Origin of the sequence: Enterocloster sp. 210928-DFI.2.20, assembly GCF_020554465.1 — a bacterium.
Taxonomy (GTDB): Bacteria; Bacillota; Clostridia; order Lachnospirales; family Lachnospiraceae; genus Enterocloster; species Enterocloster bolteae.
On record NZ_JAJCHK010000021.1, the window covers coordinates 18,981 to 45,153 of the forward strand.

The 26,173-nt window shown below is 47.0% G+C and carries 28 protein-coding genes; 25 read left to right on the forward strand and 3 right to left on the reverse strand.

The genetic code is table 11. The features are described 5' to 3' along the window. Positions 1-42 precede the first annotated feature (42 nt). The 8 genes from LI015_RS17815 to LI015_RS17845 all read left to right on the forward strand — a co-directional run bounded on the left by LI015_RS17815 (position 43) and on the right by LI015_RS17845 (position 5,971). The gene (locus LI015_RS17815) at positions 43-1,185 is read left to right on the forward strand and encodes a DUF2207 family protein (RefSeq protein ID WP_118019302.1); all 1,143 of its coding nucleotides are present in this window, start codon (positions 43-45) and stop codon (positions 1,183-1,185) included. 19 nt (positions 1,186-1,204) lie between these two features. Next, positions 1,205-1,792 carry a LemA family protein gene (locus LI015_RS17820; RefSeq protein ID WP_002566798.1) on the forward strand — a complete coding sequence of 196 codons (588 nt, stop codon included), beginning with the start codon at positions 1,205-1,207 and terminating at the stop codon, positions 1,790-1,792. Positions 1,793-1,805: 13 nt separating this feature from the next. Next, positions 1,806-2,009 carry a hypothetical protein gene (locus LI015_RS17825; protein ID WP_007035712.1) on the forward strand — a complete coding sequence of 68 codons (204 nt, stop codon included), beginning with the start codon at positions 1,806-1,808 and terminating at the stop codon, positions 2,007-2,009. A gap of 834 nt (positions 2,010-2,843) precedes the next feature. Next, positions 2,844-3,875, forward strand: coding sequence for a helix-turn-helix domain-containing protein (locus LI015_RS28820; protein WP_243008711.1), 1,032 nt, complete (start codon positions 2,844-2,846; stop codon positions 3,873-3,875). Further along, complete coding sequence (locus LI015_RS17830; protein ID WP_002572868.1) at positions 3,857-4,102, forward strand: hypothetical protein; 246 nt, start codon at positions 3,857-3,859, stop codon at positions 4,100-4,102. The genes LI015_RS28820 and LI015_RS17830 overlap by 19 nt, the downstream gene beginning before the upstream one ends. Positions 4,103-4,177: 75 nt before the next feature. After that, a complete protein-coding gene (locus tag LI015_RS17835) occupies positions 4,178-4,564 on the forward strand; it encodes a hypothetical protein (RefSeq protein ID WP_227125896.1) in 387 nt (128 codons plus the stop codon). Between the two features lie 125 nt (positions 4,565-4,689). Continuing rightward, positions 4,690-5,433, forward strand: coding sequence for a Nif3-like dinuclear metal center hexameric protein (locus tag LI015_RS17840; protein WP_002572866.1), 744 nt, complete (start codon positions 4,690-4,692; stop codon positions 5,431-5,433). Between the two features lie 193 nt (positions 5,434-5,626). Next, a complete protein-coding gene (locus LI015_RS17845) occupies positions 5,627-5,971 on the forward strand; it encodes a TIGR04076 family protein (RefSeq protein ID WP_002572865.1) in 345 nt (114 codons plus the stop codon). A 388-nt stretch (positions 5,972-6,359) separates the two neighbouring features. On the opposite strand, the gene LI015_RS17850 is transcribed toward LI015_RS17845, so the two are convergent. Then, complete coding sequence (locus tag LI015_RS17850; protein ID WP_227125898.1) at positions 6,360-6,854, reverse strand: DUF6512 family protein; 495 nt, start codon at positions 6,852-6,854, stop codon at positions 6,360-6,362. Between the two features lie 153 nt (positions 6,855-7,007). On the opposite strand from LI015_RS17850, the gene LI015_RS17855 reads away from it, so the two are divergent. From LI015_RS17855 to LI015_RS17885, 7 genes are all read left to right on the forward strand, one after another. After that, positions 7,008-7,637, forward strand: coding sequence for a DUF3841 domain-containing protein (locus tag LI015_RS17855; RefSeq protein WP_227125900.1), 630 nt, complete (start codon positions 7,008-7,010; stop codon positions 7,635-7,637). Then, a complete protein-coding gene (locus tag LI015_RS17860; RefSeq protein WP_227125902.1) occupies positions 7,618-8,331 on the forward strand; it encodes a TetR/AcrR family transcriptional regulator in 714 nt (237 codons plus the stop codon). Before LI015_RS17855 ends, LI015_RS17860 begins: the two co-directional genes overlap by 20 nt. Positions 8,332-8,436: 105 nt before the next feature. Then, the gene (locus LI015_RS17865; protein ID WP_227125904.1) at positions 8,437-9,027 is read left to right on the forward strand and encodes a DUF3841 domain-containing protein; all 591 of its coding nucleotides are present in this window, start codon (positions 8,437-8,439) and stop codon (positions 9,025-9,027) included. A gap of 150 nt (positions 9,028-9,177) precedes the next feature. After that, on the forward strand, positions 9,178-10,503 hold the full coding sequence (locus LI015_RS17870) for a glycine/sarcosine/betaine reductase component B subunit (protein ID WP_002566787.1): 1,326 nt from the start codon (positions 9,178-9,180) through the stop codon (positions 10,501-10,503). Between the two features lie 25 nt (positions 10,504-10,528). Next, entirely contained in the window at positions 10,529-11,848 is a 1,320-nt protein-coding gene (locus tag LI015_RS17875) for a glycine/betaine/sarcosine/D-proline family reductase selenoprotein B (RefSeq protein WP_080548671.1), read from the forward strand. Positions 11,849-12,042: 194 nt separating this feature from the next. Further along, a complete protein-coding gene (locus LI015_RS17880; protein WP_002566785.1) occupies positions 12,043-13,527 on the forward strand; it encodes a glycine betaine uptake BCCT transporter in 1,485 nt (494 codons plus the stop codon). Positions 13,528-13,789: 262 nt separating this feature from the next. Next, positions 13,790-14,176, forward strand: coding sequence for a heavy-metal-associated domain-containing protein (locus LI015_RS17885; RefSeq protein ID WP_002566784.1), 387 nt, complete (start codon positions 13,790-13,792; stop codon positions 14,174-14,176). Here the strand turns inward: LI015_RS17885 and LI015_RS17890 are convergent. Continuing rightward, the gene (locus LI015_RS17890) at positions 14,137-14,682 is read right to left on the reverse strand and encodes a triphosphoribosyl-dephospho-CoA synthase (protein WP_227125906.1); all 546 of its coding nucleotides are present in this window, start codon (positions 14,680-14,682) and stop codon (positions 14,137-14,139) included. The two genes, LI015_RS17885 and LI015_RS17890, sit on opposite strands and share 40 nt — an antisense overlap. Beyond that, positions 14,679-15,197, reverse strand: a complete 519-nt coding sequence (gene citX / locus LI015_RS17895; protein ID WP_264468652.1) for a citrate lyase holo-[acyl-carrier protein] synthase — start codon at positions 15,195-15,197, stop codon at positions 14,679-14,681. Before citX ends, LI015_RS17890 begins: the two co-directional genes overlap by 4 nt. Positions 15,198-15,347: 150 nt before the next feature. Here citX and LI015_RS17900 point away from each other — a divergent pair, with 150 nt between their 5' ends. The 10 genes from LI015_RS17900 (at position 15,348) to LI015_RS17945 (ending at position 26,168) form a co-directional block, all read left to right on the forward strand. Continuing rightward, a complete protein-coding gene (locus tag LI015_RS17900; protein WP_227125910.1) occupies positions 15,348-15,923 on the forward strand; it encodes a 5-formyltetrahydrofolate cyclo-ligase in 576 nt (191 codons plus the stop codon). Positions 15,924-16,041: 118 nt separating this feature from the next. Beyond that, positions 16,042-16,890: an RNA polymerase sigma factor gene (locus LI015_RS17905; RefSeq protein WP_054354893.1), complete on the forward strand. Its 849-nt coding sequence runs from the start codon at positions 16,042-16,044 to the stop codon at positions 16,888-16,890. A 209-nt stretch (positions 16,891-17,099) separates the two neighbouring features. After that, complete coding sequence (locus tag LI015_RS17910; protein WP_227125912.1) at positions 17,100-17,534, forward strand: DUF3788 domain-containing protein; 435 nt, start codon at positions 17,100-17,102, stop codon at positions 17,532-17,534. Positions 17,535-17,685: 151 nt separating this feature from the next. Further along, positions 17,686-18,897 carry an ROK family protein gene (locus LI015_RS17915; protein ID WP_002566779.1) on the forward strand — a complete coding sequence of 404 codons (1,212 nt, stop codon included), beginning with the start codon at positions 17,686-17,688 and terminating at the stop codon, positions 18,895-18,897. Positions 18,898-19,119: 222 nt separating this feature from the next. Continuing rightward, on the forward strand, positions 19,120-20,169 hold the full coding sequence (locus LI015_RS17920; RefSeq protein WP_002566778.1) for a substrate-binding domain-containing protein: 1,050 nt from the start codon (positions 19,120-19,122) through the stop codon (positions 20,167-20,169). Positions 20,170-20,295: 126 nt separating this feature from the next. Beyond that, positions 20,296-21,792, forward strand: a complete 1,497-nt coding sequence (locus tag LI015_RS17925) for a sugar ABC transporter ATP-binding protein (RefSeq protein ID WP_117626766.1) — start codon at positions 20,296-20,298, stop codon at positions 21,790-21,792. A gap of 21 nt (positions 21,793-21,813) precedes the next feature. Next, positions 21,814-22,797 (forward strand): ABC transporter permease, encoded by a 984-nt coding sequence (locus LI015_RS17930; RefSeq protein ID WP_002566776.1) that lies wholly within the window; start codon positions 21,814-21,816, stop codon positions 22,795-22,797. A gap of 23 nt (positions 22,798-22,820) precedes the next feature. Then, entirely contained in the window at positions 22,821-24,302 is a 1,482-nt protein-coding gene (gene xylB, locus LI015_RS17935) for a xylulokinase (protein WP_227125914.1), read from the forward strand. A 35-nt stretch (positions 24,303-24,337) separates the two neighbouring features. Then, positions 24,338-25,276: a nucleoside hydrolase gene (locus tag LI015_RS17940; RefSeq protein WP_002572858.1), complete on the forward strand. Its 939-nt coding sequence runs from the start codon at positions 24,338-24,340 to the stop codon at positions 25,274-25,276. A gap of 16 nt (positions 25,277-25,292) precedes the next feature. Then, on the forward strand, positions 25,293-26,168 hold the full coding sequence (locus LI015_RS17945) for a D-psicose 3-epimerase (protein ID WP_227125915.1): 876 nt from the start codon (positions 25,293-25,295) through the stop codon (positions 26,166-26,168). Positions 26,169-26,173 lie beyond the last annotated feature (5 nt).

Sequence of the window (26,173 nt, forward strand, 5' to 3'; positions counted from 1 at the left end):
GCAACAGAGAACAACATCATTTCCTATACCGGGGAGTAAACCATGAAAAAAACAATAGCGACAAAACAAATGAAACGTTGGCAGAAGCTGGACAGGCTGGCTCTACTTGTGCCGCTGGTCCTGTTTCTTTTTCTATCCATTGGAAAAGAAGGACGGCTGCTTTGGGGAATCGTTCTGAGGGAGCGGAATTTTGTGGTAACGATTGCGGCGCTGCTTCTCCTGGCTCTGGCCGCTGTCTTGGCTTCTCTGCCGATTGTACTTATATGGCGGGCCGTCAGCCATACCATGAAAAAAGCCGCGATTCAAAATGCCACCTTTCAGGCCGATGAGGATTTCGACTATTACCGGGAAAAACTGACCGGCGTTCCGCCCGCAACTATCAGCCTCTTGATGGATTTGCAGATTGAAGCAAAAAAAGACATGGCGGCATTACTCTTAAAATATACCAAAATGGGCGCGGTTTCCATGAAGGCTGGGACGGTTCATGTGCAAAATCAAGAGCTTCCCGGACTGCTCCCCAGCGACCGGACGCTTCTGGCGCTGATTGCCGGGGGACAGGCACAGCCTGCAAACCTTGGCGCGTGGAGGAGGCAGGCCGTCACGGAGGCCGTTGAGTCAGGCAATTTGAAATACAGAGGCATGCGGCAAAATGTACATTCCGCATCCCGATCCTGTCTAACAGGATGCCTCGGCGGATGTCTGCTCCCTATCCTCATTTTCCTTGGAATGGGTATCACCGCCGTTGCGATTAACAACAGCGACTGGATGGAAAAGCTAGATGGCTTTCTTGCGGCGGCTCCACAGTCTTTCGGTATGAGACAAATGGAATACCTTTTGTCATCGCCGGATATGGTGATTGCGATCCCTCTGACCGCTTTTTTTGTTCTGTCCTTTCTGGCAATGTTTCTGCTTCCGATTGCGGCTGTTCTGCGCACGGCGTTGTCCATTTACGGCACAGGAACACGGCTTAAGAGGACGCAGGCGGGCGAGATTTTAACGGCGCAGATTTGGGGGCTTAAAAATTTTATCCGTGACTTTTCTAACTTGGCTGAATCGGAGAAAGAACAGCTTGTCCTTTGGGACGATTTCTTGATTTATGCGGTGGTGCTGGAGGAAAACGAACGCATTATCGAGGATATTTTTCGTTTAAGGAATTTGAAATATCGGGATTTTATACTTTTCTAAGAAATGAGAGGAACATAAAATGGGAGACATAGGAAAATACATTGTTATTGGAGGCGCCGTTCTGATTGTCGCGGTTATCTTCCTTGTAATCATCAAGACCAGAAACGGGTTTGTTGTACTCCAAAACCGGGTCAAAAACCAGTTGGCGCAGATTGACGTACAGCTTAAGCGGCGCTATGACCTGATTCCCAATCTGTTGGAAACGGCCAAAGGATATGCCAACTTTGAACGGAGCACTCTGGAGGCCGTGGTAAAGGCCCGCCAGAGCGCGATGGCTGCCGCGGACTTCGATCAGGCGGCTGCCGCGAACGGGAAGCTCCAGGCGGCGCTTCGGCGGCTTTTTGCGGTGAGTGAAGCATACCCGGAGCTGAAGGCAAACGCAAATTTTATGCAGCTTCAGAGCGAATTATCTGATACGGAGAATAAAATCGCCCTGTCCAGACAGTTCTATAACGACACCGTGCTCAAATACAACAACGCCATCCAGATGTTCCCGGCCAGTTTCATCGCGGGATTGTGCGGTTTTCATCCAATGTCCTTTTGGAATGCGGAGGAAGAGGCCCGAGAGCGCATTACGATTCAGGCGGAGGATATGAAGTTTTCATAAAAGAAATCCCCTGATGGGAAAAGACGATAACAATCAAGAATTTTTGAGAAAGCTGGATCACTTCGACCGGGCCGGGAACAGAATCTTGCATTGGATTGTGGTCAACCTCTACGCCGTATTTACCGGCACTCGCTGGAAAGAATCTTCACGCTTCCTGCGAAGCGGCCGCAGCATTAACGAAAAAAGCACACTGAAGCAGCAGGGAAAGAACAGGTGAAAGGATTCAAAACCCATGAATGAAAAACGCGGACAGTATGCTTATGAGATTGGTCATGTATTTTCAACAAAACATGGCAGCATGGCTGTAATTGCAAGACAAAAGGTGGAGAAAAAACCTGATCATTTCCGGAAATACTATACATTGCAATGCGGAAGGGGCCACCAATATGAGGTTGGAGAAAGCTATTTGCAGCAGGGGCGTCTGCGCACATGCAAACATTGTTATCATCCTCCGATTGCTGAGACGGATCCGGATTTCGCATTATGGTTTGCAGAACCGCAGATTCCAAGGGAGAGAAGCCGTTATTCGCATACACTGGCAGACTTTTATTGTCAGGAATGCGGCTCATTGGTGCGGGACAAGAGTATTCATACTGTTTATCAGAGAAAATATGTCCCTTGCCCTTATTGCAGAGATGGTATGAGTTATCCGGAACGGTATGTCAATGCGTTTCTGGCACAGCTGAATATCTCCTTTCATAGACAATACATGGTACCGTTTGAAAAAGAAGGAAAGAGAAGTCATTATAAATACGATTTTTACGATGAACCGCAAGGAATTCTTTTGGAAGTACATGGCCTTCAGCATTTTGCTCCAGATGTTTTCAAACGGATTGGAGGGTGGTCGTTGGAGATGATTCAGGAACGTGATCGGGAGAAGGAACGGTTTGCAAAAGAAGTTCTGCATTTACAGTATATATATTTGGATTGCAGAAAATCGGAACCGGATTGGATACGAAAAGAGATTATAAGTAAATTAGCATGTTATCCGTTAGATGGTGTGGATTGGGGGAAGGTCAGACAGGACGCAAATACCTCAATGGTATTGCAGATGATAGAACTATCCAAACAAGGATACACTCAGAAACAGATTGGTGAAAAGCTTCAGGTACACCCTTCTACAGTCTGCCAAAAATTGAAAAAGGCTGAGGCGGACGGTCTGTTTGATGGAAGATGTCCAAGAGTGGAACAGGCCGAACAAAATCGTCAGCATAAACAGGAAAAAAGAATTCGATATTTGAAACAGAAAATGCGGCTGCAGGACCAGAAGAAATATTTGGAAAAAATGCAGTACAGACCGAATGAGGAACTAAAATCAAATAGCAGGTCCGGTATCTGCTGTGAACAGGAGTATCCACAGATTCAGATGTTGGGTTCTTACGTAAATACCCGAAAACCTATCCGGTTCCTCTGCAATCAGTGCGGGCAGGAATTTGAATGCTCTGCTACATGGTTTATGGAGCATCACGCTTGTCCTTACTGTAAACAGCTTGCACGTATTCAGGGCAGAATTGCAGAGAAATACGGAGAGGAAATACAGGTTCTGAGCATTTATAAAAATTGTAAAACTTCCATGACAATGTATCATACGGTTTGTAATGAAACATTCCAGATTACTTATACGGATTTTATGAAACGTGGCTGTCCGGTTTGCGGAAAACGGAATCGTATTATCCATTCAGCAGAAACCAGGAGAAATCGCGAGATTCAGAGTTTTTATCAGAAACTCCCTGAAATAGAAGCAAGAGGATATACATTGGAAAGCGATGTATGCACGAGGCTTGGAGTACCCCATAAATTCCGCTGCCATCATTGTGGGGAGATCTGGGAGGTGACGCCCAGTGCAGTTATGCATGGAAGAAATCATATTTGTATCAGCCCGTGTAAAAAGAAGACGCCGGAGCAATTTCAGCAGCAGGTGGAAGCTCTGGTGGGGGAAGAATACACTGTCTTATCAGAATATCAGAATGCTTTTGCTCATGTAAAGATGCGCCATAATGCATGCGGACTGGAATATTCTGTGGCACCGGCCCATTTTACCAGCACAGGAAGGCGCTGTCCGAAATGCAGCAGAAAACGCTAGTCGGGTTCTTCACTGAGGACCTGGAGGCACTTGAGCAAGAGGCGGTTTGTACCCCGGAATTTGGCAATGGGCGGATGTTTTATTACTATATGAAAGAAGGTACTTCCAATGCCTCTGCCGGTGTGGGGTGGAGGATATACCTGGGAAGAATAATAGAAAAAGCGGTTATCATCAACTATTCTTATTTGGCGAAAAACTGCCGTTTCAATCATAATGTAAAGGGATGAAAATGCGTGTAATGTTCCATTTAATCCTGGTAATTCAAGAGTTATCAAAAGCACTGAAAGGCAGGTATAATTACTATGAATAAAGCCATAAAAACAGACTGGAAAACACTGGATATGCCGGAGAAAACAGCGTCATTTTCAATTGATATCAGTCTGACAGAAGGTGAATTTTCCGCACTTCAAAATGGTCATATTCCATGTGAAATGGAGGATAAGTGGTTTGAATATTTTGAAAATAATATCCTGTATATTCACCGGAGCTGGACTGGAATTTGTATTTATAAGGTTCAGTTTTCCAGGGACAGAAGAATAGAAGAAGTGGTTGTAAACAGGGACAGTGAACAGTATAGAGAGACCAGTATTGAGCGTGATAAAGTTCAGGTCATGATGCGAATTAATAGTCTGTGCGGACGTACGGGAAATGGGGAATTAATGTTAAAATATATAAAGTCAGGGAGATAAATCGGAGTAAATAAGAAGGATAAATCGAAGCAAACTATAGAAATAAACCGGAACAAAATAAAGAAATAAATCCCAATAAAGCGAAGAATAATAAAATATAACTATAAGGAGAAACAGAAAAAACAATGGAATATAAATACCTGAAAGAGCAGCTTCTGAGTATGTTTGACTCTGACAAACTGCATTTATTTCCGGAAGAATGGGGATTTTTTAATGAAACGGAAAGGGATATTAAGTGCATTGGATATGCCACAAATCTTACCGGGGAGATCATAGAACGAGCCGGAGAAAAAGGGGTGGATTTTCTTCTTACTCACCATGACTCCTGGGAATTTATATATGGATTGAAAGAACATTGTAATAAAATGCTTCGGGAAGCCGGTATGACACATGCCTTTTTTCATGCACCGTTAGACGATGCGGATTTTGGTACAAGCGCATCGCTGGCCCAGGCATTGGGGATGAAGGGCTGTAAAAAGGTCATGCCATACAGGGAGCAGTATTATGGAGGTGTTGCCGGTGAAATTATTCCCACGGATTTTGAGTCTTTTGCGGCGAGCCTTTCTCATATATTGCAGGAAAATGTGCGCTGTCATCGGAATAACGACAGGCCGGTCTGCCGGATAGCTGTGGCTGCGGGCGGAGGCAATATGACCAGTGATATGAGGACGGCAGTGGAGCTGGGATGTGATACATATGTTACAGGGGAATATGCCCTGTATTCACAGCAATATGCTGGATTCTGCGGGATGAATCTCTTTGTGGGAAGTCATACCAATACGGAAATTTTGGGCGTGAAGTCTATGGCGGAGCGGTTGACTTGCGGAGGCAAAATAGAGTTAATCAGAATCAGGGAACCAAATGATTGAGTGTAAATATAATAATGTGCACGGGAGAAAAAAGATGGGGAGGGTATGTCGGAGCAGTTGCGGAAAGTAAAGATAACCCGTTCCCATTTTATTGATACTGTCAGTTTAGGCGGCTTAAAGCGACATTAGATGTCTTAAGCTGCCTTGATATTATATCAGCGGGAAACCGCAGTGACAAAAGGAGGTTGAGAACATGAGTAAAGTAAAGATAACTGTTTTAAAAACCACCCTGGACAAAGAGCTGGCCCGGGAATACGGAGCAGAGGGCCTTACTGCCTGTCCCCTGATGAAGGAGGGGCAGATATTTTATGTGGATTATGCTAAGCCTGAAGGGTTTTGTGATGGGGCATGGATAGCCATTCATCCGTATGTATTTTCCCTGGTCCATGGTACGGGAAATGAACTGTTTTATTATGGAAACTGGATTAGAAAGCCGGGAGTCGCCATATGCAGCTGCAATGACGGACTGCGGCCTGTCATATTCAAAGTGGAGTCTGCCGGACAGGATTCTGCCATGGAATATGAGCCGGTCCGGTAAAATAAATCGGCTGGTTTGACGGATATGAATGGTTCAAATTATGAGAATATAACACCTGTATAAGACCTGTATTTCCCGTGTATAACGTCATTATGATCTGCATAAAAGACGAATTGGAAATGCCCGTCAGATGTACTGTATGATAAGATTATGCAGTATATATGGCGGGCATTAGCTTACGCAAATCAGCATATATGTTCTGTGGAAAACAGACTGTTTATACATTTCAAATTGGACGATAACGAACTATTTTGATGTCCTGTTACGGGCAATACCGGGCTGTTTCAAAGCACCATTCCGGTCAGTATTTAATCGCATTATAATTCCGGAAAAGCTGTCATACCATCGCCGCACCTTCAGCAATCCATCATGGATCTGTCCTGCTCTGTCACCTCTCCGGATCCTTAAAAATAGAAAATCCCGGCGGAAAATAAGTAAACAGCAGAAAACAAATCAATAAAAGAAACACGGCCATGGATGTCACATGGCTGTATTTTTCCAATCGACAGCTCCCTAACAATCCGCGGTATATGAGAAAGGCAGCAATTACACAAATGTAAAACAGGGCGATATCCAATACCAGGAAGTTACGTCCCAGCACGGTTGTATAGGCGTAAAACAGTACCGGTATCAGGAGCGTCCCCATGAGCAGTCCTGCGTGAAAAGCAGATATGCGGCAGGCATCGGTCACTCCCTTTAGGTTCCACAGTCCAAACAGGAGCATGGGGAAAAACAGCAATTTCATGTGTTCCCACACAGATTCATTGACAGGAGCGATAAGGCCGATGAGGGGATTGCGGCCGGACCAGCGGTAGGTGAAATGGAGAAGGGTCCCCAGTATGGATACGCACAGTATCCCGGCTATTGTTAGTGAAATATTCATATGCACCTCCTGTTATACTGTATGAAATAGGGACATATGGTAGAACATTGGACAATGCCGGGAAGGGATTTCGTTTTCTTTTTGACAAATATTATAAAACAATGTACACTGAAAATATAGTTTAAAGTCAGGAATATGCCTATGGAGGTTGATATGCTGAGGAATAATAAGGAGGATGGATTCAGCCCGGGTTCCATGCTGCATTTGTGGACAGCTCAGACAGATGCAGTCCTTGATTGTATCAGGGAGAATGGATTTTCCCAGGTAAAGATGGAATTTATTGACAAGAAGTATGAGGAGAGCGCCTGGGTGTTTAAGGAGGCGTATGGCTTTTTTAAACAGAGGGCCAGGCTCATGGTCAAACCGCCCGAAGGAGCTGAATCTCCTGTCTGGCTTTTTTTCGACCCAGGCTGGGTGTTTTTGTCTCCGGACAGTTATCTGCTGGAACTGTCTGTTCCCAGGGAACGGGTGGTGCTGTTTGACCGTGAAAGGTGGCAAAGGGTTCTGAATCTTTCCTATGTGGGGAAGGAGCAGGAGGACGAGGCCCGCTTTGAACAGAAAATGAACCAGATGGGTGTGACCACTTACTGGGAAGTGTTTCAGTCCGCCTTCTACCCATACTTGAAGTCAGAAATCAAGAAGAGTTGGGAGCGCATATTTGACATAGACAATACGGAACAGACTAACCTGGGAGCCGCCGTATGGCAGCTCAGACAAGAGGATGTGGTGGGAATTAATTCCCATTCAGCTTTAGAAGAAAGGGATGGTTTCAGTGGAAAATGAACGGGTGAGGAGAAAGTATTTTAAGGATTTAAACCGAAAGGTTTACATAGAGAGGGCCTTGGAAATCATCAGGGACGAGGGGACTGAGGCCATTTCCATACGCAGGATGGCCAAGGAATTCCAGTGCAGCACCACCAGCATGTACCGGTATTTTGAGAATGTGGAGGAACTGCTTTATTATGCCAACCTGGGGTATCTGGATGAGTACCTGGAGGAGCTGAATGTCCATGAGAAGGAGTGGCGTGATATCTGGGACATGCACATTGGCATATGGGAATGCTACTGCCGTATTGCCTTCCGCTATCCCCAGGCCTTTGATATCATATTTTTCAGCGCGGCCAGCCGGAACCTGACCACAGCCATCCGTGAATACTATGATATGTTTCCGGAACGAATCAATATAGTCAGCCCATATCTTCAGGTCATGCTCCAGTCCACAGACCTGTTTGAGCGTGATATGGTCATGGCTGAGCGCTGTGCCCAGGCAGGCGTTATTACCATGGGGAATGCCATGAATATGAACCGGATGGTCTGCCTTTTGTATAAGGGGTACCTGAAGGAGATTCTGGATTATGGTCTGGAACCGGATGAAATCGAGGGTAAGGTCCAGGAGTTTAAGCGTGATGTGGAAGTCATCGTAGGTATATATGCCAGCGATACACTGAGTCATGATTATCTGGCAAATGCCAGATAGAAAAACATCAGAAACAATATGAACTGCCGCGGCTGTCAGAAGAGATTTCCGCGGCTCATTTTTTATGAAACCAGAATATATGTGATGAAGACAGGAGGAATTGATATGAGCAAAGAGACAGCAAACGGATATTATAGGGTTTACACCAGGCAGTCCAAAAAGGTGCTGGAGGAGCTGGAAAAAACGGGGGAATACCGGGTTAAAGAGGAGTATATCAGGATGAAAAATGACTCTATTTCAGAGTATTACCTGAAACTTTACCGGTGGTTTGCTGAACGGTGCAGGGAGAGAATTGATATTCCGAAGGGGTGTTCTCTTCCCATATGGCTGTCCATGCATGATGAATACAGGCTGAGGAACACAGAGGATACGGTTTGCTTCACCCTCAGGATACCCCGGGAAAAGGTTCATGTCATTTCTGAGTATGCCTGGGGGTTCAGGGTCAATTATATGTATGTGCCGTTAAACCTGGAGGATGAGCGCGCGTTTAACGAGGAGCTGAAACGATACGGGATTGAAAATGAAATGGCTCTTGTCACAGAGTCTCTGGGCAATTATTATCCCATGCTGAAAAAGAGAATTATTTCCAGCTGGGACCGGGTATTTGAACTGGAACCCAATTCACCGGCAGACGAATTGGGGGTATGTTTTGAGATACAGAGGGAATGGATTGAAAATATCGAGTCCCTTACATGATGCATAAAGTTACCATGGTATTATCCAACAATGTTCTGAAAATCGTCAAAATGCACAAAAAGCCTTGCAAACCAGGCAGTTAATGTTAAAATATTAACTGTTAAGAGCCAGAACTATAGAAAATTTCTATAAGAAAGGAGTAGTTCATTTATGAAGCTGGAACTCGGTAATTTTTATGTAAAGGACATCGTTTTTGGTGACAAAACCAAGTATGAGAACGGTATCCTTACGGTAGACAAAGAGGATTGCCTTGCCTTTGTCAAGAGAGACCCGCACATCACGGAGGCAGATTTAAGAATAGTAAAGCCTGGTGACATGGTGAGACTGGTACCTGTTAAAGAGGCGGTAGAGTGCAGAGTAAAGGTAAATGGGGACGCACTGTTCCCAGGTTACACAGGACCACTGTCACAGGCCGGAGACGGAAGGACCCACTGCCTGAAGGATATGAGCCTTTTGGCTGTTGGAAGACACTGGGGAGGTTTCCAGGACGGACTCATTGATATGGGAGGGGAAGGCGCTAAATATACATATTTCTCCCAGCTTAAGAATCTTGTGCTGGTTGCAGATACAGACGAGGATTTTGAGAAGCGGGAACAGCAGAAGAAAAACAGGGCCATCAGGGAGGCAGTTCACAAACTTGCCGAGTACATTGGTTCCTGTGTAAAGGATATGGAGCCGGAAGAGGTTGAAAGCTACGAGCTGGAGCCGGTTATCAGGAGAGCGCCTGAGACGGAGAAGCTTCCATCCGTCGTGTACGTGATGCAGCCTCAGTCCCAGATGGAGGAGATGGGTTACAACGATCTCTGCTATGGATGGGACTGCAACCATATGCTTCCCACCTTCATGAACCCCAACGAGGTGTTGGACGGAGCTATGATTTCCGGAAGCTTTATGCCATGCTCTTCCAAGTGGGCAACCTATGATTTCCAGAATTGTCCAGTCATCAAGAGGCTGTACAAGGAGCACGGCAAGACACTTAACTTCCTGGGAGTGATTATGTCAAACCTGAACGTTGCCCTGGAGCAGAAGGAGCGTTCCGCTCTGTTTGTGGCTCAGATTGCGAAGTCCCTTGGAGCAGACGCTGCCCTTGTGACTGAGGAAGGCTACGGCAATCCGGACGCTGACTTTACAGGCTGCATCGTGGCTTTGGAGGACGCAGGCGTTAAGACGGTAGGCCTTACAAATGAGTGTACAGGCCGTGACGGCAAGTCCGATCCCCTGGTTTCCATGGATGAGAAGGAAGACGCCATTGTTTCTACCGGTAATGTTTCTGAATTGATTGAACTTCCTCCTATGCCGGAGGTAATCGGCGAGCTGGAAGCCCTTGCCAGGGACGGTCTGTCAGGAGGCTGGGCCGGGGATGAGATTTTAGGGCCGTCTGTCAGGCCGGATGGATCCATCATCATGGAAAACAACGCCATGTTCTGCGGAGACCAGATTATCGGCTGGTCCACCAAGACTGTCAGGGAATTTTAGGAAAATCAGTGAAAGGAGTTTCGTTATGAAGAACGTTATCTGTTATATCAATCAGTTCTTTGCAGGCATTGGCGGCGAAGACAAGGCTGATTATGAACCGGAAATCAGAGACGGCGTCATGGGACCCACAGCAGCCATCAACCAGATGCTGGCAGAGATTGACGCCCAGGTTACCACCACCATTATCTGCGGTGACAACTTTATGAGTACACACAGGGATGAAGCCATTGAGAGGATTCTGACCGCATTAGAGGGCAGGGAGTTTGATCTTTTCCTGGCCGGACCAGCCTTCCAGGCAGGCCGCTACGGAGTTGCCTGCGGTGAGATTGGAAAAGCGGTTTCCGCCAGGTTCGGCGTACCGGTCATCACATCCATGCATGCGGAGAACCCCGGTGTTGAGATGTTTAAGAAGGATATGTACGTCATGACAGGCAGCCATTCCGCAGCCAGCATGAAGAAGGATGCAGGCGCCATGGTAAAGCTGGCTGATAAGCTGTTAAAGGGCCAGACACCGGAGGGACCGGATGCAGAGGGCTACTATGCAAGAGGAATCCGCCACCAGGTATGGCGCGAGGACGGCGTGGCAGCAGCAGACCGCGCAGTGGATATGCTCATTGCCAAGGCTACAGGACAGCCCTATCAGTCTGAGCTGATTATTCCCAAGAAGGACCTGGTACCCATTGCACCGGCTCTTAAGGACTTAAAACATGCCAGGATCGCATTGGCCAACACCGGCGGTATTGTTCCTGTGGACAATCCGGACAGGATTCAGTCCGCATCTGCAACACGCTGGGGCAGATATGATATTTCCAAGATGGACCGCTTAGCAGGCGGCGAGTTTAAGACAATCCACGCTGGTTTTGACCCGGCGGCTGCCAACGCAGACCCCAACGTCATTATGCCTGTGGATGTTATGAAGGAATTCCTGAATGAGGGCAAATATGGTTCTCTCCACGATTATTTCTATTCAACCGTAGGAACCGGAACCACACAGGGAGAGGCCAGAAGAATGGCCAAAGAAATCATACCGCTTCTAAAGGAGGACCATGTGGACGCCGTCATCATGGTCTCCACCTGAGGGACCTGTACTCGTTGCGGGTCAACGATGGTAAAAGAATTTGAGCGCGCAGGTTTCCCTGTTGTACTTATGTGCAACCTTCTTCCGGTTGCCCAGACGGTTGGCGTAAACCGTATGGTACCAACTATATCCATACCTTATCCTCTTGGCAATCCTTCCACCTCCAAGGAGGAGCAGCATTTGCTGCGCCGCTCCAGAGTGGAGGCAGCGCTGGATGCACTGGCTACAGATATTAAAAAGCAGACGATTTTCAAAGTAGAAATCTAGGATACAGGGCGGTACGAAATACGGTTCTGTATGCCATGAGTGATGAGTGGCTTTGTGTGCCGCCTGGCAGGGGGGCCTGTCAGGCGGCATTTGTGTTTGCTTGGGAGCTTATGTTTTCAAGAGAGCTTTTGTTTGGCTGTCCAGAATCATTTTGCCGGCTGTCCGCATGCTTTTAGGAGAAGGAGAGGGCCTATATGAAAGACAAAAATCAGGTATTCGTAGTTTCACTAGCAATAACCATTATCATGGCAATATGGGCGGTTGCCTTTAATGCCAACTTTACAGTTGTTTCAAATGCTGCATATTCATTTCTGACCAATAATTTCGGCTGGCTGTATCTTATGGCCATGACCGCATTTGTTATTTTTTCCGTTGCAATTGCGTTCAGTAAATGGGGAAAGATTAAGCTGGGACCGGATGACTCCAAGCCGGAATATTCCACTGTATCCTGGTTTGCCATGCTGTTTGGGGCTGGCATGGGTGTGGGTCTGGTATTCTGGGGAATATCTGAGCCTCTGGCGCATTTTTCAAATCCGATTCCCGGAATTGAGGCTGGCACGGAAGCCGCCGCAAATTTTGCCATACGGTCCAGCTATATGCACTGGGGACTTCATCCGTGGGCAAACTATTGCATCATTGGATTGGGCCTTGCCTATTTCCAGTTCCGCAAGGGAAAACCGGGTCTTATCAGTTCCATATTTGAACCCCTGATCGGTGAAAAGGGAATCAACGGATGGGTGGGAAAGACCATCGACGTACTGGCAGTGTTCGCCACAGTAGCGGGCGTTGTTACTTCCCTTGGACTGGGCGTTATGCAGATCAATGCAGGTCTTAACTACCTGTTCGGCATTCCCACGACCCTGGTGATTCAAATTATTATCATTGCGGTAATAAGCGTTATTTACATCTGGTCTGCTGTTGACGGCATCAGCCGCGGCATTAAGATCATTTCCGACGCTAACTTATATATTGCCATTGGCCTGATCACTGTTACATTCCTGGTAGGGCCGAAACTTGAGATTCTTAACAACCTGACAAACGGACTGGGGCAGTATCTGCAGAACTTCTTCGGGGACAGCCTCATGATCAACAATTATGGAGACAATACCTGGGTGGGAGCCTGGAGAGTGTTCTACTGGGCATGGTGGATTGCATGGGCTCCATTTGTGGGATCCTTTATTGCACGTATCTCCAAGGGCAGGACAATTCGGGAATTCATCGCAGGCGTGGTGCTGGCACCGGCCCTGGGGTCCATCCTCTGGTTTGCCATTATGGGAAGCCTGGGACTGCATTTGGGTATGGACGGTACACTTTCCGTTGCCCAGCTGGCGGATATTGCAAGCAAGCCTGAGACAGGACTGTTCATTGTTATGGGACAGTATCCTCTGGGAATGATTCTGTGCGTGGTATCCCTTATATTGTTATGTACATTCTTCATTACTTCGGCAAACTCCGGTACCTTTGTACTTGCCATGTTCTCATCCAAGGGAGATCTGAATCCGAAGAACGGAAGAAAAGTGCTGTGGGGCGTTGTACAGTCTCTTCTGGCTGTGGGACTTCTGGTTGCGGGAGGATTGAAACCCCTTCAGACTATTTCGCTTGCAGCGGCATTCCCCTTTATATTCATTATGCTGTTTGCAGGGGCTGCCCTTGTGAAGGCTTTGATGAAAGAGAAATAGCTGTGTGGTAAGATAATCAGATAAAATATAAGCGGGCCCGGCGCCCGCAGCGTAAGCATAGGTGTCCTGGATGCTGCCTTTTATTATAGAAGGCTGGCTTCCGGGACACATTTGTTTTGGTATGGGAAGATTTGGGATAGAAAAAGCGGAAAGATAAGTATTATAGAAAATATTATATAAGGAAGGAATTGACATTTTGGTTAGTCAATGCTAATCTTATCACATAAACGACTCATTAGCCAAGCAGAAGGAAGGTGATATCATGTCAACAGCCATTATATGCGCGGTCCTGATTGTCATTGCAATCATTGGAATCAAGAGCTACGCCAAAAAATTAACCTCCGGGTGCTGCGGGGCCTCCTCCCAGCCATCGGTGAAAAAAATGAAAGTCAGGGATAAGGATAAGTCCCATTACCCCTATTCACGGCTTCTCAAGGTGGACGGTATGTCCTGCGGTAATTGTGCCAGCCATGTGGAAAATGCACTCAACAGCCTGGAAGGAGTGTGGGCCCAGGTGGACCTGGAAAAAGGCGAGGCCCTGGTGCGGATGAAACAGGAGTACGGAAACAATGAGCTTAAACAGGCTGTTAAGGATGCAGGGTATGTGGTCTATAAAATAGAAGAAAGCCCTGAGTTTTCAAACAGATAAAGAAAGAAGGTAAGGGCCAGCAGGTCGGCGCTGCCCCCGGGGCTTATATTGTTTTTAATAAATTCCCTGTCCAATGATTCAATATAAGGAATCGGGTCCTTGTTTATGAATTCCGGGTCATTTAGCGTTTCACGAAGAAGGGCCTGGATTTTCTTCATGGAATGATAGGAGGATCGGTTTACAATATTGGTATCCTCTGAGTGGGCAATGATATATAACAGGGTCACAGCGCCAGCGTCATTGAGGGAGAGGCCCCTGTCCAGCTGATGTTTCAGTACAGGAAGAGCTTTCTTTAAGACTGTGTGATAACCTGACAGGGCCTCGCCTCTGGCTCCTTTCATGCCATAGAGGGCATAAAGTCTTTCTCCGTTTGTGCGGGCATTTTCAACCGTCACATCATTAAAATCCTCAAGCACGTCTGCCACCAGCTTCCTGTTTATCTTAAGGAGGGCGTCCGGAGAGTATGGAATGTGGTTGGCATACATGTAGCCCAGGGCGCCGTTCATGGAGTAACACTGACCTCGTATAAAAGCGCCTGCATGGACAAGGAGGAAAGTTTCCTGGCATGCTGTTTCGCAAAATAATTAGTCATGATCTGGCATTCCTGCTCCAGCAGCTCCTTTACGGAATGGGTCCTGGCACGGCTGCACACAAATGCCTCCTGGTTGCAGATAAGGCATTTCCGGGTGGAAAATCCCAGGTCTGTCCGGGATATTTTCATTCCGTCTGTCTGAATCACGTCAATGTCAAACAGTCTGCCAAGGGCAACAGAGTCTTCTAGCAGGCAGAGATTTTCTTTTATAAACCGGGCATCCCCGTCTACTGCCCAGAAATACTCATGTCCCGCATGGGATGTGGTGGAATAGGTGGCAATGATGGGGATTTTCCATGCATGGCACTGGGTTTCAATGAGGCGGATGCCTTCGTGAAAGGTCCGCAGAGCCAGAGGGAATACCTTGACGGGTCCTACAATATTCAGGGTAAAGGAGATGACAGGCAGGTGATGTTCAGACAGAAGCATTCTCTGGACCTCCTGCCGGTGCTCCCTGGCATCCAGCATGTCCTTAAGCGAAACCTCCCTGCCTGTTTTCCATCCGGTCTTTCAGGTGGTTGTTTTCCTATATGGGGAAGTGTATAATTAGGAAAATACCAACAGGGAGGGGAAACATCTATGGATTTGGAAGAACGGAAAAAGGCATTGCGCCAGGAGATAAAAGCGGCTGCAGCAGCGTTGGATGAAGGTTATACAAAGGAGGCGGACCTTGAGATATTCAGCCATGTGGCGGGGCTGCTGGAATATGAGCAGGCGGGGACTCTGTTCTGCTTTGTGGGAACCAGCGGAGAAATTGACACAGTGCCCATACTGGAGGATGCATTAAGAAAGGGAAAACGGGTGGGTGTTCCCAAGTGTACGGCCAGAGGGATCATGGAAGTTCGTGAAATCAGGAGCCTTGGGGATTTGGAGGCAGGAAAGTACGGTATATTGGAGCCGGGTGCAGAGGCGCCGGTCATACAGCCGGAGGAAATTAATCTGGCCATTGTGCCATGTATGTCATGCAGCCATGACGGCAGGCGTCTGGGGTACGGCGGCGGGTACTATGACCGCTATCTGGTCAGGACCCGGGCCGTGAAGGCGGTCATATGCAGGGAACGGATCATGCGTGCGGATATACCTGTGGAGCCCCACGACCAGCTGATGGATATGGTGATATCGGAGCATGGTGTCCGGCGGCTGGGAAGCCGGTGATATACCGGTCATCGGACTGGGATGAATAAATTCTTTCATAAATTACATAAATTTTATAAATATATGTCACAAACCAGCAGTGTCCTCCCTCTAACTTTATAAAAGGAGGCGGAAAGCTATGGAGAAACAGGAAAAGTATGATATGGAAAGGCTGGTTGACCTGGCAGCGTCGGGGAACAGGGACGCATTGGAGGAACTCTTGGGAGATGTGCAGGACATGGTGTTTAACCTGTCCCTTCGTATGCTGGGAACGGTTCCTGATGCAGAGGATGCATGCCAGGAGATACTGATTAAAGTAATGACCCATTTGTCTGATTTCAGGAAGGAAAGCCGGTTTAGCACCTGGGTGTTCCGTGTTGCTGTAAATCATGTGCTTGCGTACAGGAAGCATATGTTCAGCCACCATCCTCTGAGTTTCGAGTATTACGGGGAAGACATAGCTAACGGCAGGGAAGAGGATGTGCCGGATATGACAGGCGGAGTGGACCGCGGTATTCTGGAAGAAGAACTGAAATTGTCCTGCACCAATGTAATGCTTCAGTGTCTGGACGGGGAAAGCAGATGTATCTTTATTCTGGGAACCATGTTCCGGCTGGACAGCGCAGTAGCGGGAGAGATTCTGGGAATATCACCGGCCGCGTACAGAAAGAGATTATCGCGGATAAGGGAAAAGATGGCGGCATTTTTGGGGGAATACTGCGGTCTGGCAGGAGGAAAATGCAGCTGCAGAAGGCGCGTGGATTATGCTATTGCCAGCCGCCGGCTGACACCGGAGCGCCTGGAGTACAACGGCATGGAACAGGGACGGAGCAGGATTGCAGAACAGTGCAGGGCCATTATGGAGGAGATTGACGGCCAGTCCCGGATATTTGCAGAGATGCCCTTTTACCGTACCGGGCCTGAGGCAAAGGAGTTTATTAAAGGGCTTCTGAGGTCGGATGCATACCGTACCGTGATGATGTCGTAGAGGACCGGGCCTGAGGCAGGAAAAACATGACATACAGATGTCATTTTATATGTGATATAATTTTGAAATGACAGATATATGAGATATATGAGATATATGATACGGAGGCACACGGCACCAGGCCGGCAGACGCGCCGGTTATAATGGGGTTTCATCACGGCCGGGTCTGTCTCCCTTCGTTCTCCGGCATAACGAAAGGAAGGTACACAATGACATGGATGGAGGCATACCCGGCTCACAGGCAGCCGGACATGGAGCAAATCGGAAGGTATATAGCAAGTCCCTGCTGGCAGCCGCTTTTGGCGTGGCTGGAGGACACCTTTCATATATCCCCCAGGATTGAGTACAGCAGATGCTCCATGCAGGGAGGCTGGAATGTGAAGTATAAGAAGAGCTCCAGGGCAGTCTGTACATTGTATCCAGAGGAAGGGTATTTTATCTGCATGATTTCAGTGGGGGCAAAGGAAGCACCGGAGGCAGAACTGGCACTGAACGGCTGCACTGCGTATGTCCGGCAGCTGTATCATGATACTACTCCCTTTAATGGGGGGAGATGGATGATGATAGAGGTAAGGAATGGGGAAGTGCTGGAGGATGTGAAGGAGCTGATTGGGATTCGGATGAGGAAGAAACGGAGTGTTTGAGTTTAAATTGCAGTGAAGGCAGCAGGAAGAGGCCGGATAATAAATCCCCCCTCTTCCTTATTTTTGTCTTGACAATCGGTTCGTGGCAACGTATGATGAATATATTAATTGGATTAATTCATTAAAATCAATTAATGAATAGGGAGAATGTATGAACAGAAGTATAAGGGGTTTTAATCAGGAGAATATACAGGACATGAACCGTACGCTGCTCCTTAACCTTCTCAGGAAGGAAGGAATTTGTGCAAGAGCCCATCTGGCAAACCTATCCCAGTTAAAACAGGCCACGGTGACTAATATTGTCAGTGATTTTATTGACTGGGGCCTGGTAAAAGAGGTGGGATTTTTAGTTGGAAACAAAGGGCGCAGATCCATAGGTATTTCCATTAATAACGATGACTTTGGAGTTTTAGCCATAAGGCTTGCCAGAAAAAATTATACGGTAGGTATTTTCAATCTGTCAGGCAGGCTTCTGGATAAGAAGCGGGTGGAGCTGGATGTGAACCAGCCTCCAAGGGTAACCTTTGAAGCCATAATCCATGAGGCCGGAGAACTCATCAGATCATCTGAATCCAGGAAAATCATAGCCATAGGTATGGCCATACCCGGTCCTTACAGTGAAAAAAGAGGGCGGATTGAGCTGATGACAGGCGTTTTGGGATGGAATGAAATTCCCATACAGGAGAAACTGCAGGATATTTTCAAAATACCGGTTTTTTTAGAACAGGATGCCAATGCAGGTGCCCTGGCCCAGTACTGGCATAATGATGAGGATTATAAAAATGGAGTTGTTGTATATATTGCAGTTGGGCAGGGTGTTGGTGCCGGTATCATCAATAATGGTGAGCTGCTGAAGGGCTGCATCGGTGTTGCCGGGGAGGTGGGACATACCTCTATCTGTTACAATGGACCCAGATGTGCATGCGGCAATTATGGGTGTCTGGAAAATTACTGTTCATCCATTGCGTTTACCAAAGAGGTGAACCGCGTATTAAGACCTGAAATAGAATATAATTTCCGTCAGGTATCCCAGCTCCTGAGAGATGGAGACCAGGTGGTTACGGATATTTTTCTGGATGCTTGTGATAAACTTTCTGTTGGAATCGTGAATATCATCAACAGTTTTAATCCATCAGTCATCGTAATAGGAGATGAAATGTCCCATATCCTTCCTTCCGTCATGTTGGAAAGGGTTAAGAGCAATGTAAAGGAACGGGTGCTGCCGGAAATTTATGCCAATATGAATATAACCATGAGCGTAGTTAGCAATGATTCTATGGCACATGGGGCGGCAATTGTGGCGATAAATGATATTTTCAATCATCCGTTAACATATTTTGAGAGTAATCAAAGAGACGACTAAATTAGGCGTGTGAAGACGATACATAAAAGAGGCTGTGGTCTGTGAAAGTGCACAAACCACAGCCTTGTTTTTGTGCAAAATAGCAAATAATAAAATTGGAATGCTGTATTTTTAAAAACTTATTGACAAAATATCCGATCTGTTGTAATATAAACTCAACTTATTAATTAATCCAATTAATGAATATATTCAAAAAATGATTATTTTGGAGGAGGAAAAATCATGAAAAAAACATTAGCAGTTGTTCTTGCAGCTATGATGGCAGCCAGCTTGACAGCATGTGGAGGGTCTGCAGCTAAAGATACAACGGCCGCGGCTGCCAAAGCACCGGCAGCAGAAAGTACAGCAGAGAAAACCGGAGAAGGTGCAGGGACAGACGAAACGGAAAAAGCAGCAGGTACAGAAGAGAAGAAACAATATAAATTTGGGTTTACAGAAATGAGCGCAGGCTCTTTCTTTGATGCTTGTTACAGTGGTGTTGAGGAAGTGGTCAAAGCCAATGGGGATGAGATCGTCCATGTGGAAGGTAAAGCTGACAGCGCATACCAGCTGGGTGTAATTGAGGATTTTATTTCACAGGGATGCGACCTGGTATTCTATAATCCATCAGATGCAGCGGCGTCAGCGGCAGCGGTCAAGGCGCTTAATGACGCGGGTATCCCCATTGTAAACTTTGACTCAGCTGTCAGTGACCTTTCTAAGGTGAACTGTTTTGTAGTGAGCGACAGCTATTCCTGCGGACAGATTGCAGGCGAGGAATTGATTAAGAATCATCCTGAAGGCGGAAAAGTAGCTGTATTGGATTTCCCGGCATCAGCAGCTGCTGCTGACAGGGCCAAGGGATTTGTGGACACAGTCACGGCTGACGGTTTATTTGAAGTGGTGGCGCAGATGGATGCAGGGGCAAAACCTGAGAAGGGACTGACTGTAATGCAGGATTTACTGCAGGCCCACAGTGACCTGACCGCCGTGTTCTGCATTAATGATGAGTGCGCACAGGGGGCCTATTCCGCTATCACAACAGCAGGCGACAAGATTGAAATATACAGTGTCAATGCAGGACCCGAAGCAAAGGCAGCCATGACAAAGGACGGAGTGGACGGAATCTGGAAGTGTACTGCTGCCCAGAGCCCAATCGGTATAGGACAAAAGAGCGCAGAGGTTGCGTATAAGATTTTAAATGGCGAATCCTATGAGTCCGAAATCAAGATTCCATCCTTTGCGGTAACACCTGAGAATATCGACCAGTATAACAAGTCAGACTGGCAGTAGGTGAGGTGGAGGCCTTTGATGCTGGACTGGCGGGAACGTGACAGTACAGTGTGGGCCCGGAGTGTTCTTAGGAGCGCTTCGGGCCAGCCTCCCTTTATTATATAGTATGAAGAGAGCGGGGTGCCAATGGTGAGTGCGGTTTTGGAAATGAAACACATAGCAAAAAGTTTTTCCGGCAACAAGGTGCTGCTGGATGTGGATCTGACGGTTGAGGAAGGCGAGGTCCATGCTCTTCTGGGAGAGAACGGTGCCGGAAAATCGACCCTTATGAAGATTCTTGGCGGAATTTATACCAAAGACGCCGGCAGTATTCTCATAAACGGCAGGGAAGTTCAGATACATAATGTAGCAGATGCCCGTGATAATGGTATCAGTATTATCCACCAGGAACTGATGCTGGCCAGACACATGACCATAGCGGAAAATGTATTTATGGGCAGGGAACAGAAAAAGGCTGGGGGGTTTGTGGACCTGGCCAGGCAGGAAGCCGAGACACAGAGATTCCTGGACCATTATGGAATAAAGCTAAAGGCTGATACAAGGCTGGACCGCTTGACCATTGCCCAGCAGCAGATGGTGGAAATCATACGGGCAGTGTCTTTCGGTTCAAGAATAATTGTAATGGATGAGCCCACTTCCTCGCTGTCAGATGCGGAGGTGGATATCCTCTACGAGATGATCCGCATATTAAAGGAACAGAAGGTATCCATTATTTATATATCCCACAGGCTCAATGAACTATATGATATTGCGGACAGAACCACGGTGCTTCGGGATGGGGAACATGTGGGTACAGTCAGGATGAAGGAGACGGAGAGGGCCGAGCTCATTGCTATGATGGTAGGCCGCGACCTGGCCAGTTATTATACGAAGAATGACAATGCAAAGGATGAAGTGGTCCTGGAGGTAAAGGAGCTGTCTGACGGCAAAATGGTCAAGAAAGTAAGCTTTGACCTGAGAAAGGGCGAAATCCTGGGAGTGTCCGGACTGGTAGGGGCAGGCAGGAGTGAAACGGTGGAATGCCTTTTTGGAATCAGAAGAAAGGTCCGAGGGACTGTCAGGTTCAAAGGCAGGGAAGTGGATTTTAGGAATCCAAGGGAGGCCATGGCCAATGGATTCGGTATGGTCCCGGAGAGCAGAAAGGAACAGGGATTATTTTTACAGTCCGGTGTGCGGTTTAATACAACGATTAACGTAGTTCCCAGATTTCTAAAGCATTTCATTTGGAACAGGCAGGCAGAGGACGGCATCGTTGAAGGAAAGATAAACGATATGCATATTCGTGTCACGGGGCCGGAACAGGTAGTGGGAAAGCTCAGCGGCGGGAACCAGCAAAAGGTATTAATCGGAAGATGGCTGTGTTCCACCCAGTCGGTGCTTATATTGGATGAGCCTACCAGAGGCGTGGATGTAAAGACAAAATCCGAGATATATGCGCTTATCGACCAGCTGGCAGCCAGCGGAATGTCAATCATTATGGTTTCCTCGGAGCTTCCGGAGATTATTAACATGAGTGACAGGGTACTGGTTATGTGCAATGGATACAGTACAGGCATTTTAAACAGAGATGAACTGACCCAGGAGCGGATTATGACTCTGGCCACTACTGAGATAGGCGCTTAAGTTTCAAAACAGGAGGATAAAATGGAAGCAAAAAAGAGTGACGGCATTTTGCCTGGTTTTGGCAGGAATGTGGTTTCAACAGTTAAGTATAATGGCGGAATTATCATTGGCCTTTTAATCATTTGTCTATTGCTGAGTGTCATGACTGACTCATTTTGTACAGTGAGAAACCTTTCCAACATCATGCGGCAAATATCCATTAATGTGATTCTGGCATGCGGAATGACTATGGTAATCATATTGGGAGGAATCGATCTTTCTGTTGGTTCGGTTATAGCGGTATCCGGATGTCTTTGCTGCGGGCTGATTACCAATGTGGGAGTTCCATCTATCATAGCTATTCCTATTTCCATCTGCGCAGGAACCCTGGTAGGGGTGTTTAATGGGTTTGTAATATCCAGAACCACTATACCTCCTTTTATCGTGACCTTGGCTATGATGAATATAGGGCGGGGATTTGCCCGCATATATACCAAGGCAACTACAATATTAGTAGATGACCCATTGTTTACTTTTATTGGAAGTGGTAAAATTTTGGGAGGGGTGCCAATCCAATTTGTATACATGCTGGTAGTCATTGTTATTTCGGGCCTCATACTTAACAGGACAAAATTTGGAAGGAATATTTATGCGGTAGGAGATAACAAGCAGGCCGCGTCTTATTCAGGCATTAATTCCAGAAGAGTGACCATGACAGTATTTGTGATTATGGGAATCTTTGCATCCTGCGCAGGTATTCTGAGTTCTGCCCGTACCTTCTCGGCACAGTTTAATGTAGGAGAAGGTTCGGAGATGGATGCCATATCAGCCGTTGTACTGGGAGGTACCAGTATGAGCGGAGGTGTTGGGCGCCTCAGCGGGACCATTATTGGCTGTATTGTAATCGGAGTATTGAACAATGGAATGAATATCCTTGGAATTGATTCCTCCTGGCAGTATGTGGTAAAGGGTGTAGTGGTCCTCATAGCTGTATTTATTGACTATATCAAGAAGATGAAAGATTAATCTTTCGCCGGAAAGGATGAAATATGTCAGTTATTCTGGGAATTGATTTGGGGACATCAAGCGTGAAAGCCATGCTTTTAGACAGCGTCAAAGGGGTTATCTCGGTAGAGAGCAGCCCTTATGAGGTATCTATACCATTTGAAGGGTATGCGGAGCAGAATCCGGAGACATGGTGGCTGGAGACAAAACAGGTACTGGGGCGTTTGAGAGATAAAAATGAACAGGAATTCAACGAGATTCAGGCAGTGGGTTTTTCAGGTCAGATGCATGGAATCGTGGTGGCAGACTGTGAGGGAAAGCCTCTTAGGCCAGCTATTCTATGGCTGGACCAGCGATCCAGAAAAGAACTGGAGTCCATTAACAGCGTGCTGGATTTCAGGGAAATGGGAGAGATATTTAGAAACAGGGCATTTACCGGATTTGCCTTCCCGTCCCTTATGTGGCTGAAAGAGCATGAGCCGGAAGTGCTGCTAAAAGCCGGGGTAGTCCTGATGCCAAAGGATTATATCCGATTCAGGATGACGGGCAATCTGGCGTCGGATGTGACGGATGCTTCAGCTACCGCATTGTTTGACACAGCTAAAAGAGACTGGGCCTTTGGTATCATTAAAAAGTTTGGACTTCCCGAGGAGATATTTCCTGTCTGCAAAGAGTCCATGGAGGTGGCAGGGACAGTTACCAGACAATGCCATGAAGAATGTGGACTTAAGGAAGGAATTCCGGTTGTATATGGCAGCGGGGACCAGATGGCCCAGAGCATTGGAAATGGAGTATTCAGGGAAGGTGAGGTCATCTCAAATATAGGTACCGGGGGCCAGATATCCGCTTATATAAAGGAAGCAAAATATGACAGAGAGCTGAGGACCCATACCTTTTGCCATGCCCTGGATAAGGCATACACTATATACGGAGCTACTCTTTGCAGCGGAATGTCCTTAAATTGGCTGAAAAATAAAGTGCTGGGCATAGAGGATTTCAACAGCATGAGCCACATGGCCCAGGAGATAGATCCGGGCTGCAGAGGTCTGATATTTCTCCCATATCTGTCCGGAGAGAGGACACCGCATATGAATCCCAGTGCAAAAGGAATGTTTTTTGGTCTCAGTTTATGTCAGGACAGACGTTATCTGACCCGGGCCGTCATGGAAGGAGTGACGTTTAGTCTGAGAGATTCGCTGACTATTTTTGAGGAGCTGGGGATCCAGTGCGAAACTGTCATTGCTTCAGGAGGCGGTTCCCACAGTGATGTATGGCTGCAGATACAGGCGGATGTATTCAATAAAAAGGTAAAGGTTTGTGAAGTGGATGAACAGGCCTGTCTGGGTGCCTGTATTCTGGCAGGAACCGGGTGCGGGATATTTAACAGTATAGAGGAAGCTGCCCACAGGTTTGTTAGTTTTCGTGAAAAGGTGTATGAGCCCATTCCAGAGCATGTGGGTCTTTATGAAAAACAGTACAGGGTCTTCCGGGAACTGTATGTAGCCAATGAGCGGTTTATGATTTAATACAGATGGATTCCGGAATCATAAGGAGAATACATATGGGAAGAGAAAAGATATTACTGGACACGGATATCGGTACAGAGGTGGATGATGCCATTACCCTGGCATATCTGCTGGCTAATCCGGATGCAGAAATCATGGGAATCACCACCGTTACCGGAGAGGCGGCAGAACGGGCAAGGCTGGCAAGCGTACTGTGCCGCATAGCGGGGAGGGAAGACATACCTATTTATCCGGGATGTGAAAATCCTATTTTTGTTCCCCAGATTGAGTTGTATGCACCGCAGAAAAAGGTACTCGGCAGATGGGAACATCAAAAGGAATTTCCGCCTAACCGTGCGGTTGCGTTCATGCAGGATGTAATACGAAGGAATCCAGGGGAGATTACATTGGTATGTATTGCCCCTCTCACCAATGTGGGGCTGCTTTTTGCAATGGACCCTGAAATTGCTTCCTTGTTAAAACGTATTGTGCTTATGTGCGGCTCGCCTACATATACCAGATACGATAATACAGGCGAGACCATGAGCGCTATGGAAAAGAGTGATGTTATTGTTTTGGGAAGTAAGGGAGTTATTGAAAATAACGCACTTATCGACCCTCACGCGACAAAGATTGTATATGGGGCAGATGTGCGGGAACACATTACCTGCGGTTTGAATGTGACCAGTCAGTTAATTATGAAGCCGGAGGAAGCGGAAGGTTTGTTCCGCCACCCGATTCTGGAACCAGTATTAGATATTGCCAGAGAGTGGTTTAAGGATGAAGAGAGAGTCACATTCCATGACCCGCTGGCAGCAGTTTCCCTGTTTCACGATGATGTGTGTTTATTTGAACAGGGGGACTTATTCATAGAAACAGACAGCTCTTTGCTTTCAGGATTCACTTACTGGAAGAAAAAGAGCGATGGGCGTCATAGAGTAGCCATGAAGGTTAATAAAGAGAAGTTTTTTGAACATTTGTTTGAGGTATTTTAAAGAGGAGGTAGCTGGGATGAAATATGGTATTTATTTTGCTTATTGGACGAAGGAATGGTTTGCTGATTATAAGAAGTATATGGATAAGGTGTCTGCTTTGGGGTTTGATGTCCTGGAAATTTCCTGTGCAGCCCTCAGAGATGTATACACAACCAAGGAACAGCTGATTGAGCTACGTGAATACGCCAAAGAAAAAGGGCTTGTTCTAACAGCTGGTTATGGACCTACTAAAGCAGAAAATCTGTGTTCAGAAGACCCGGAGGCAGTGAGACGGGCCATGACATTCTTCAAGGACCTGCTTCCAAAGCTGCAGGTAATGGATATCCATATCCTGGGAGGGGGATTATATTCCTACTGGCCCGTGGATTTTACCATTAATAATGACAAGCAGGGAGACCGGGCCAGGGCTGTCAGGAATCTGAGGGAATTGTCCAAAACAGCGGAGGAATGTGACGTGGTGCTTGGAATGGAGGTACTGAACCGCTATGAGGGGTATATTCTTAATACCTGTGAAGAGGCAATTGATTTTGTCGATGAGATTGGAAGCAGCCATGTAAAAATCATGCTGGATACTTTCCATATGAATATTGAAGAGACAAATATGGCTGATGCAATCCGCAAGGCGGGAGACAGGCTGGGACATCTCCATCTGGGAGAACAGAACCGCCTGGTGCCGGGAAAAGGCAGCCTGCCATGGGCTGAGATAGGGCAGGCGCTCCGTGATATTAACTATCAGGGAGCCGCTGTCATGGAACCTTTTGTCATGCAGGGAGGGACCATCGGTTCTGAGATAAAGATATGGAGAGACATGGTGCCGGATCTTTCTGAGGAAGCACTGGACAGGGATGCAAAGGGTGCGCTGGAATTCTGCAGGCATGTGTTTGGTATCTAAACGGC

Coding starts and splice junctions, on each gene's coding strand:
- LI015_RS17815 (WP_118019302.1), top strand. CDS start 43: ATGAAAAAAACAATAGCGACAAAACAAATGAAACGTTGGCAGAAGCTG.
- LI015_RS17820 (WP_002566798.1), top strand. CDS start 1,205: ATGGGAGACATAGGAAAATACATTGTTATTGGAGGCGCCGTTCTGATT.
- LI015_RS17825 (WP_007035712.1), top strand. CDS start 1,806: ATGGGAAAAGACGATAACAATCAAGAATTTTTGAGAAAGCTGGATCAC.
- LI015_RS28820 (WP_243008711.1), top strand. CDS start 2,844: ATGATAGAACTATCCAAACAAGGATACACTCAGAAACAGATTGGTGAA.
- LI015_RS17830 (WP_002572868.1), top strand. CDS start 3,857: ATGCAGCAGAAAACGCTAGTCGGGTTCTTCACTGAGGACCTGGAGGCA.
- LI015_RS17835 (WP_227125896.1), top strand. CDS start 4,178: ATGAATAAAGCCATAAAAACAGACTGGAAAACACTGGATATGCCGGAG.
- LI015_RS17840 (WP_002572866.1), top strand. CDS start 4,690: ATGGAATATAAATACCTGAAAGAGCAGCTTCTGAGTATGTTTGACTCT.
- LI015_RS17845 (WP_002572865.1), top strand. CDS start 5,627: ATGAGTAAAGTAAAGATAACTGTTTTAAAAACCACCCTGGACAAAGAG.
- LI015_RS17850 (WP_227125898.1), bottom strand. CDS start 6,854: ATGAATATTTCACTAACAATAGCCGGGATACTGTGCGTATCCATACTG.
- LI015_RS17855 (WP_227125900.1), top strand. CDS start 7,008: ATGCTGAGGAATAATAAGGAGGATGGATTCAGCCCGGGTTCCATGCTG.
- LI015_RS17860 (WP_227125902.1), top strand. CDS start 7,618: ATGGTTTCAGTGGAAAATGAACGGGTGAGGAGAAAGTATTTTAAGGAT.
- LI015_RS17865 (WP_227125904.1), top strand. CDS start 8,437: ATGAGCAAAGAGACAGCAAACGGATATTATAGGGTTTACACCAGGCAG.
- LI015_RS17870 (WP_002566787.1), top strand. CDS start 9,178: ATGAAGCTGGAACTCGGTAATTTTTATGTAAAGGACATCGTTTTTGGT.
- LI015_RS17880 (WP_002566785.1), top strand. CDS start 12,043: ATGAAAGACAAAAATCAGGTATTCGTAGTTTCACTAGCAATAACCATT.
- LI015_RS17885 (WP_002566784.1), top strand. CDS start 13,790: ATGTCAACAGCCATTATATGCGCGGTCCTGATTGTCATTGCAATCATT.
- LI015_RS17890 (WP_227125906.1), bottom strand. CDS start 14,682: ATGAACGGCGCCCTGGGCTACATGTATGCCAACCACATTCCATACTCT.
- citX (WP_264468652.1), bottom strand. CDS start 15,197: ATGCTTCTGTCTGAACATCACCTGCCTGTCATCTCCTTTACCCTGAAT.
- LI015_RS17900 (WP_227125910.1), top strand. CDS start 15,348: ATGGATTTGGAAGAACGGAAAAAGGCATTGCGCCAGGAGATAAAAGCG.
- LI015_RS17905 (WP_054354893.1), top strand. CDS start 16,042: ATGGAGAAACAGGAAAAGTATGATATGGAAAGGCTGGTTGACCTGGCA.
- LI015_RS17910 (WP_227125912.1), top strand. CDS start 17,100: ATGACATGGATGGAGGCATACCCGGCTCACAGGCAGCCGGACATGGAG.
- LI015_RS17915 (WP_002566779.1), top strand. CDS start 17,686: ATGAACAGAAGTATAAGGGGTTTTAATCAGGAGAATATACAGGACATG.
- LI015_RS17920 (WP_002566778.1), top strand. CDS start 19,120: ATGAAAAAAACATTAGCAGTTGTTCTTGCAGCTATGATGGCAGCCAGC.
- LI015_RS17925 (WP_117626766.1), top strand. CDS start 20,296: ATGGTGAGTGCGGTTTTGGAAATGAAACACATAGCAAAAAGTTTTTCC.
- LI015_RS17930 (WP_002566776.1), top strand. CDS start 21,814: ATGGAAGCAAAAAAGAGTGACGGCATTTTGCCTGGTTTTGGCAGGAAT.
- xylB (WP_227125914.1), top strand. CDS start 22,821: ATGTCAGTTATTCTGGGAATTGATTTGGGGACATCAAGCGTGAAAGCC.
- LI015_RS17940 (WP_002572858.1), top strand. CDS start 24,338: ATGGGAAGAGAAAAGATATTACTGGACACGGATATCGGTACAGAGGTG.
- LI015_RS17945 (WP_227125915.1), top strand. CDS start 25,293: ATGAAATATGGTATTTATTTTGCTTATTGGACGAAGGAATGGTTTGCT.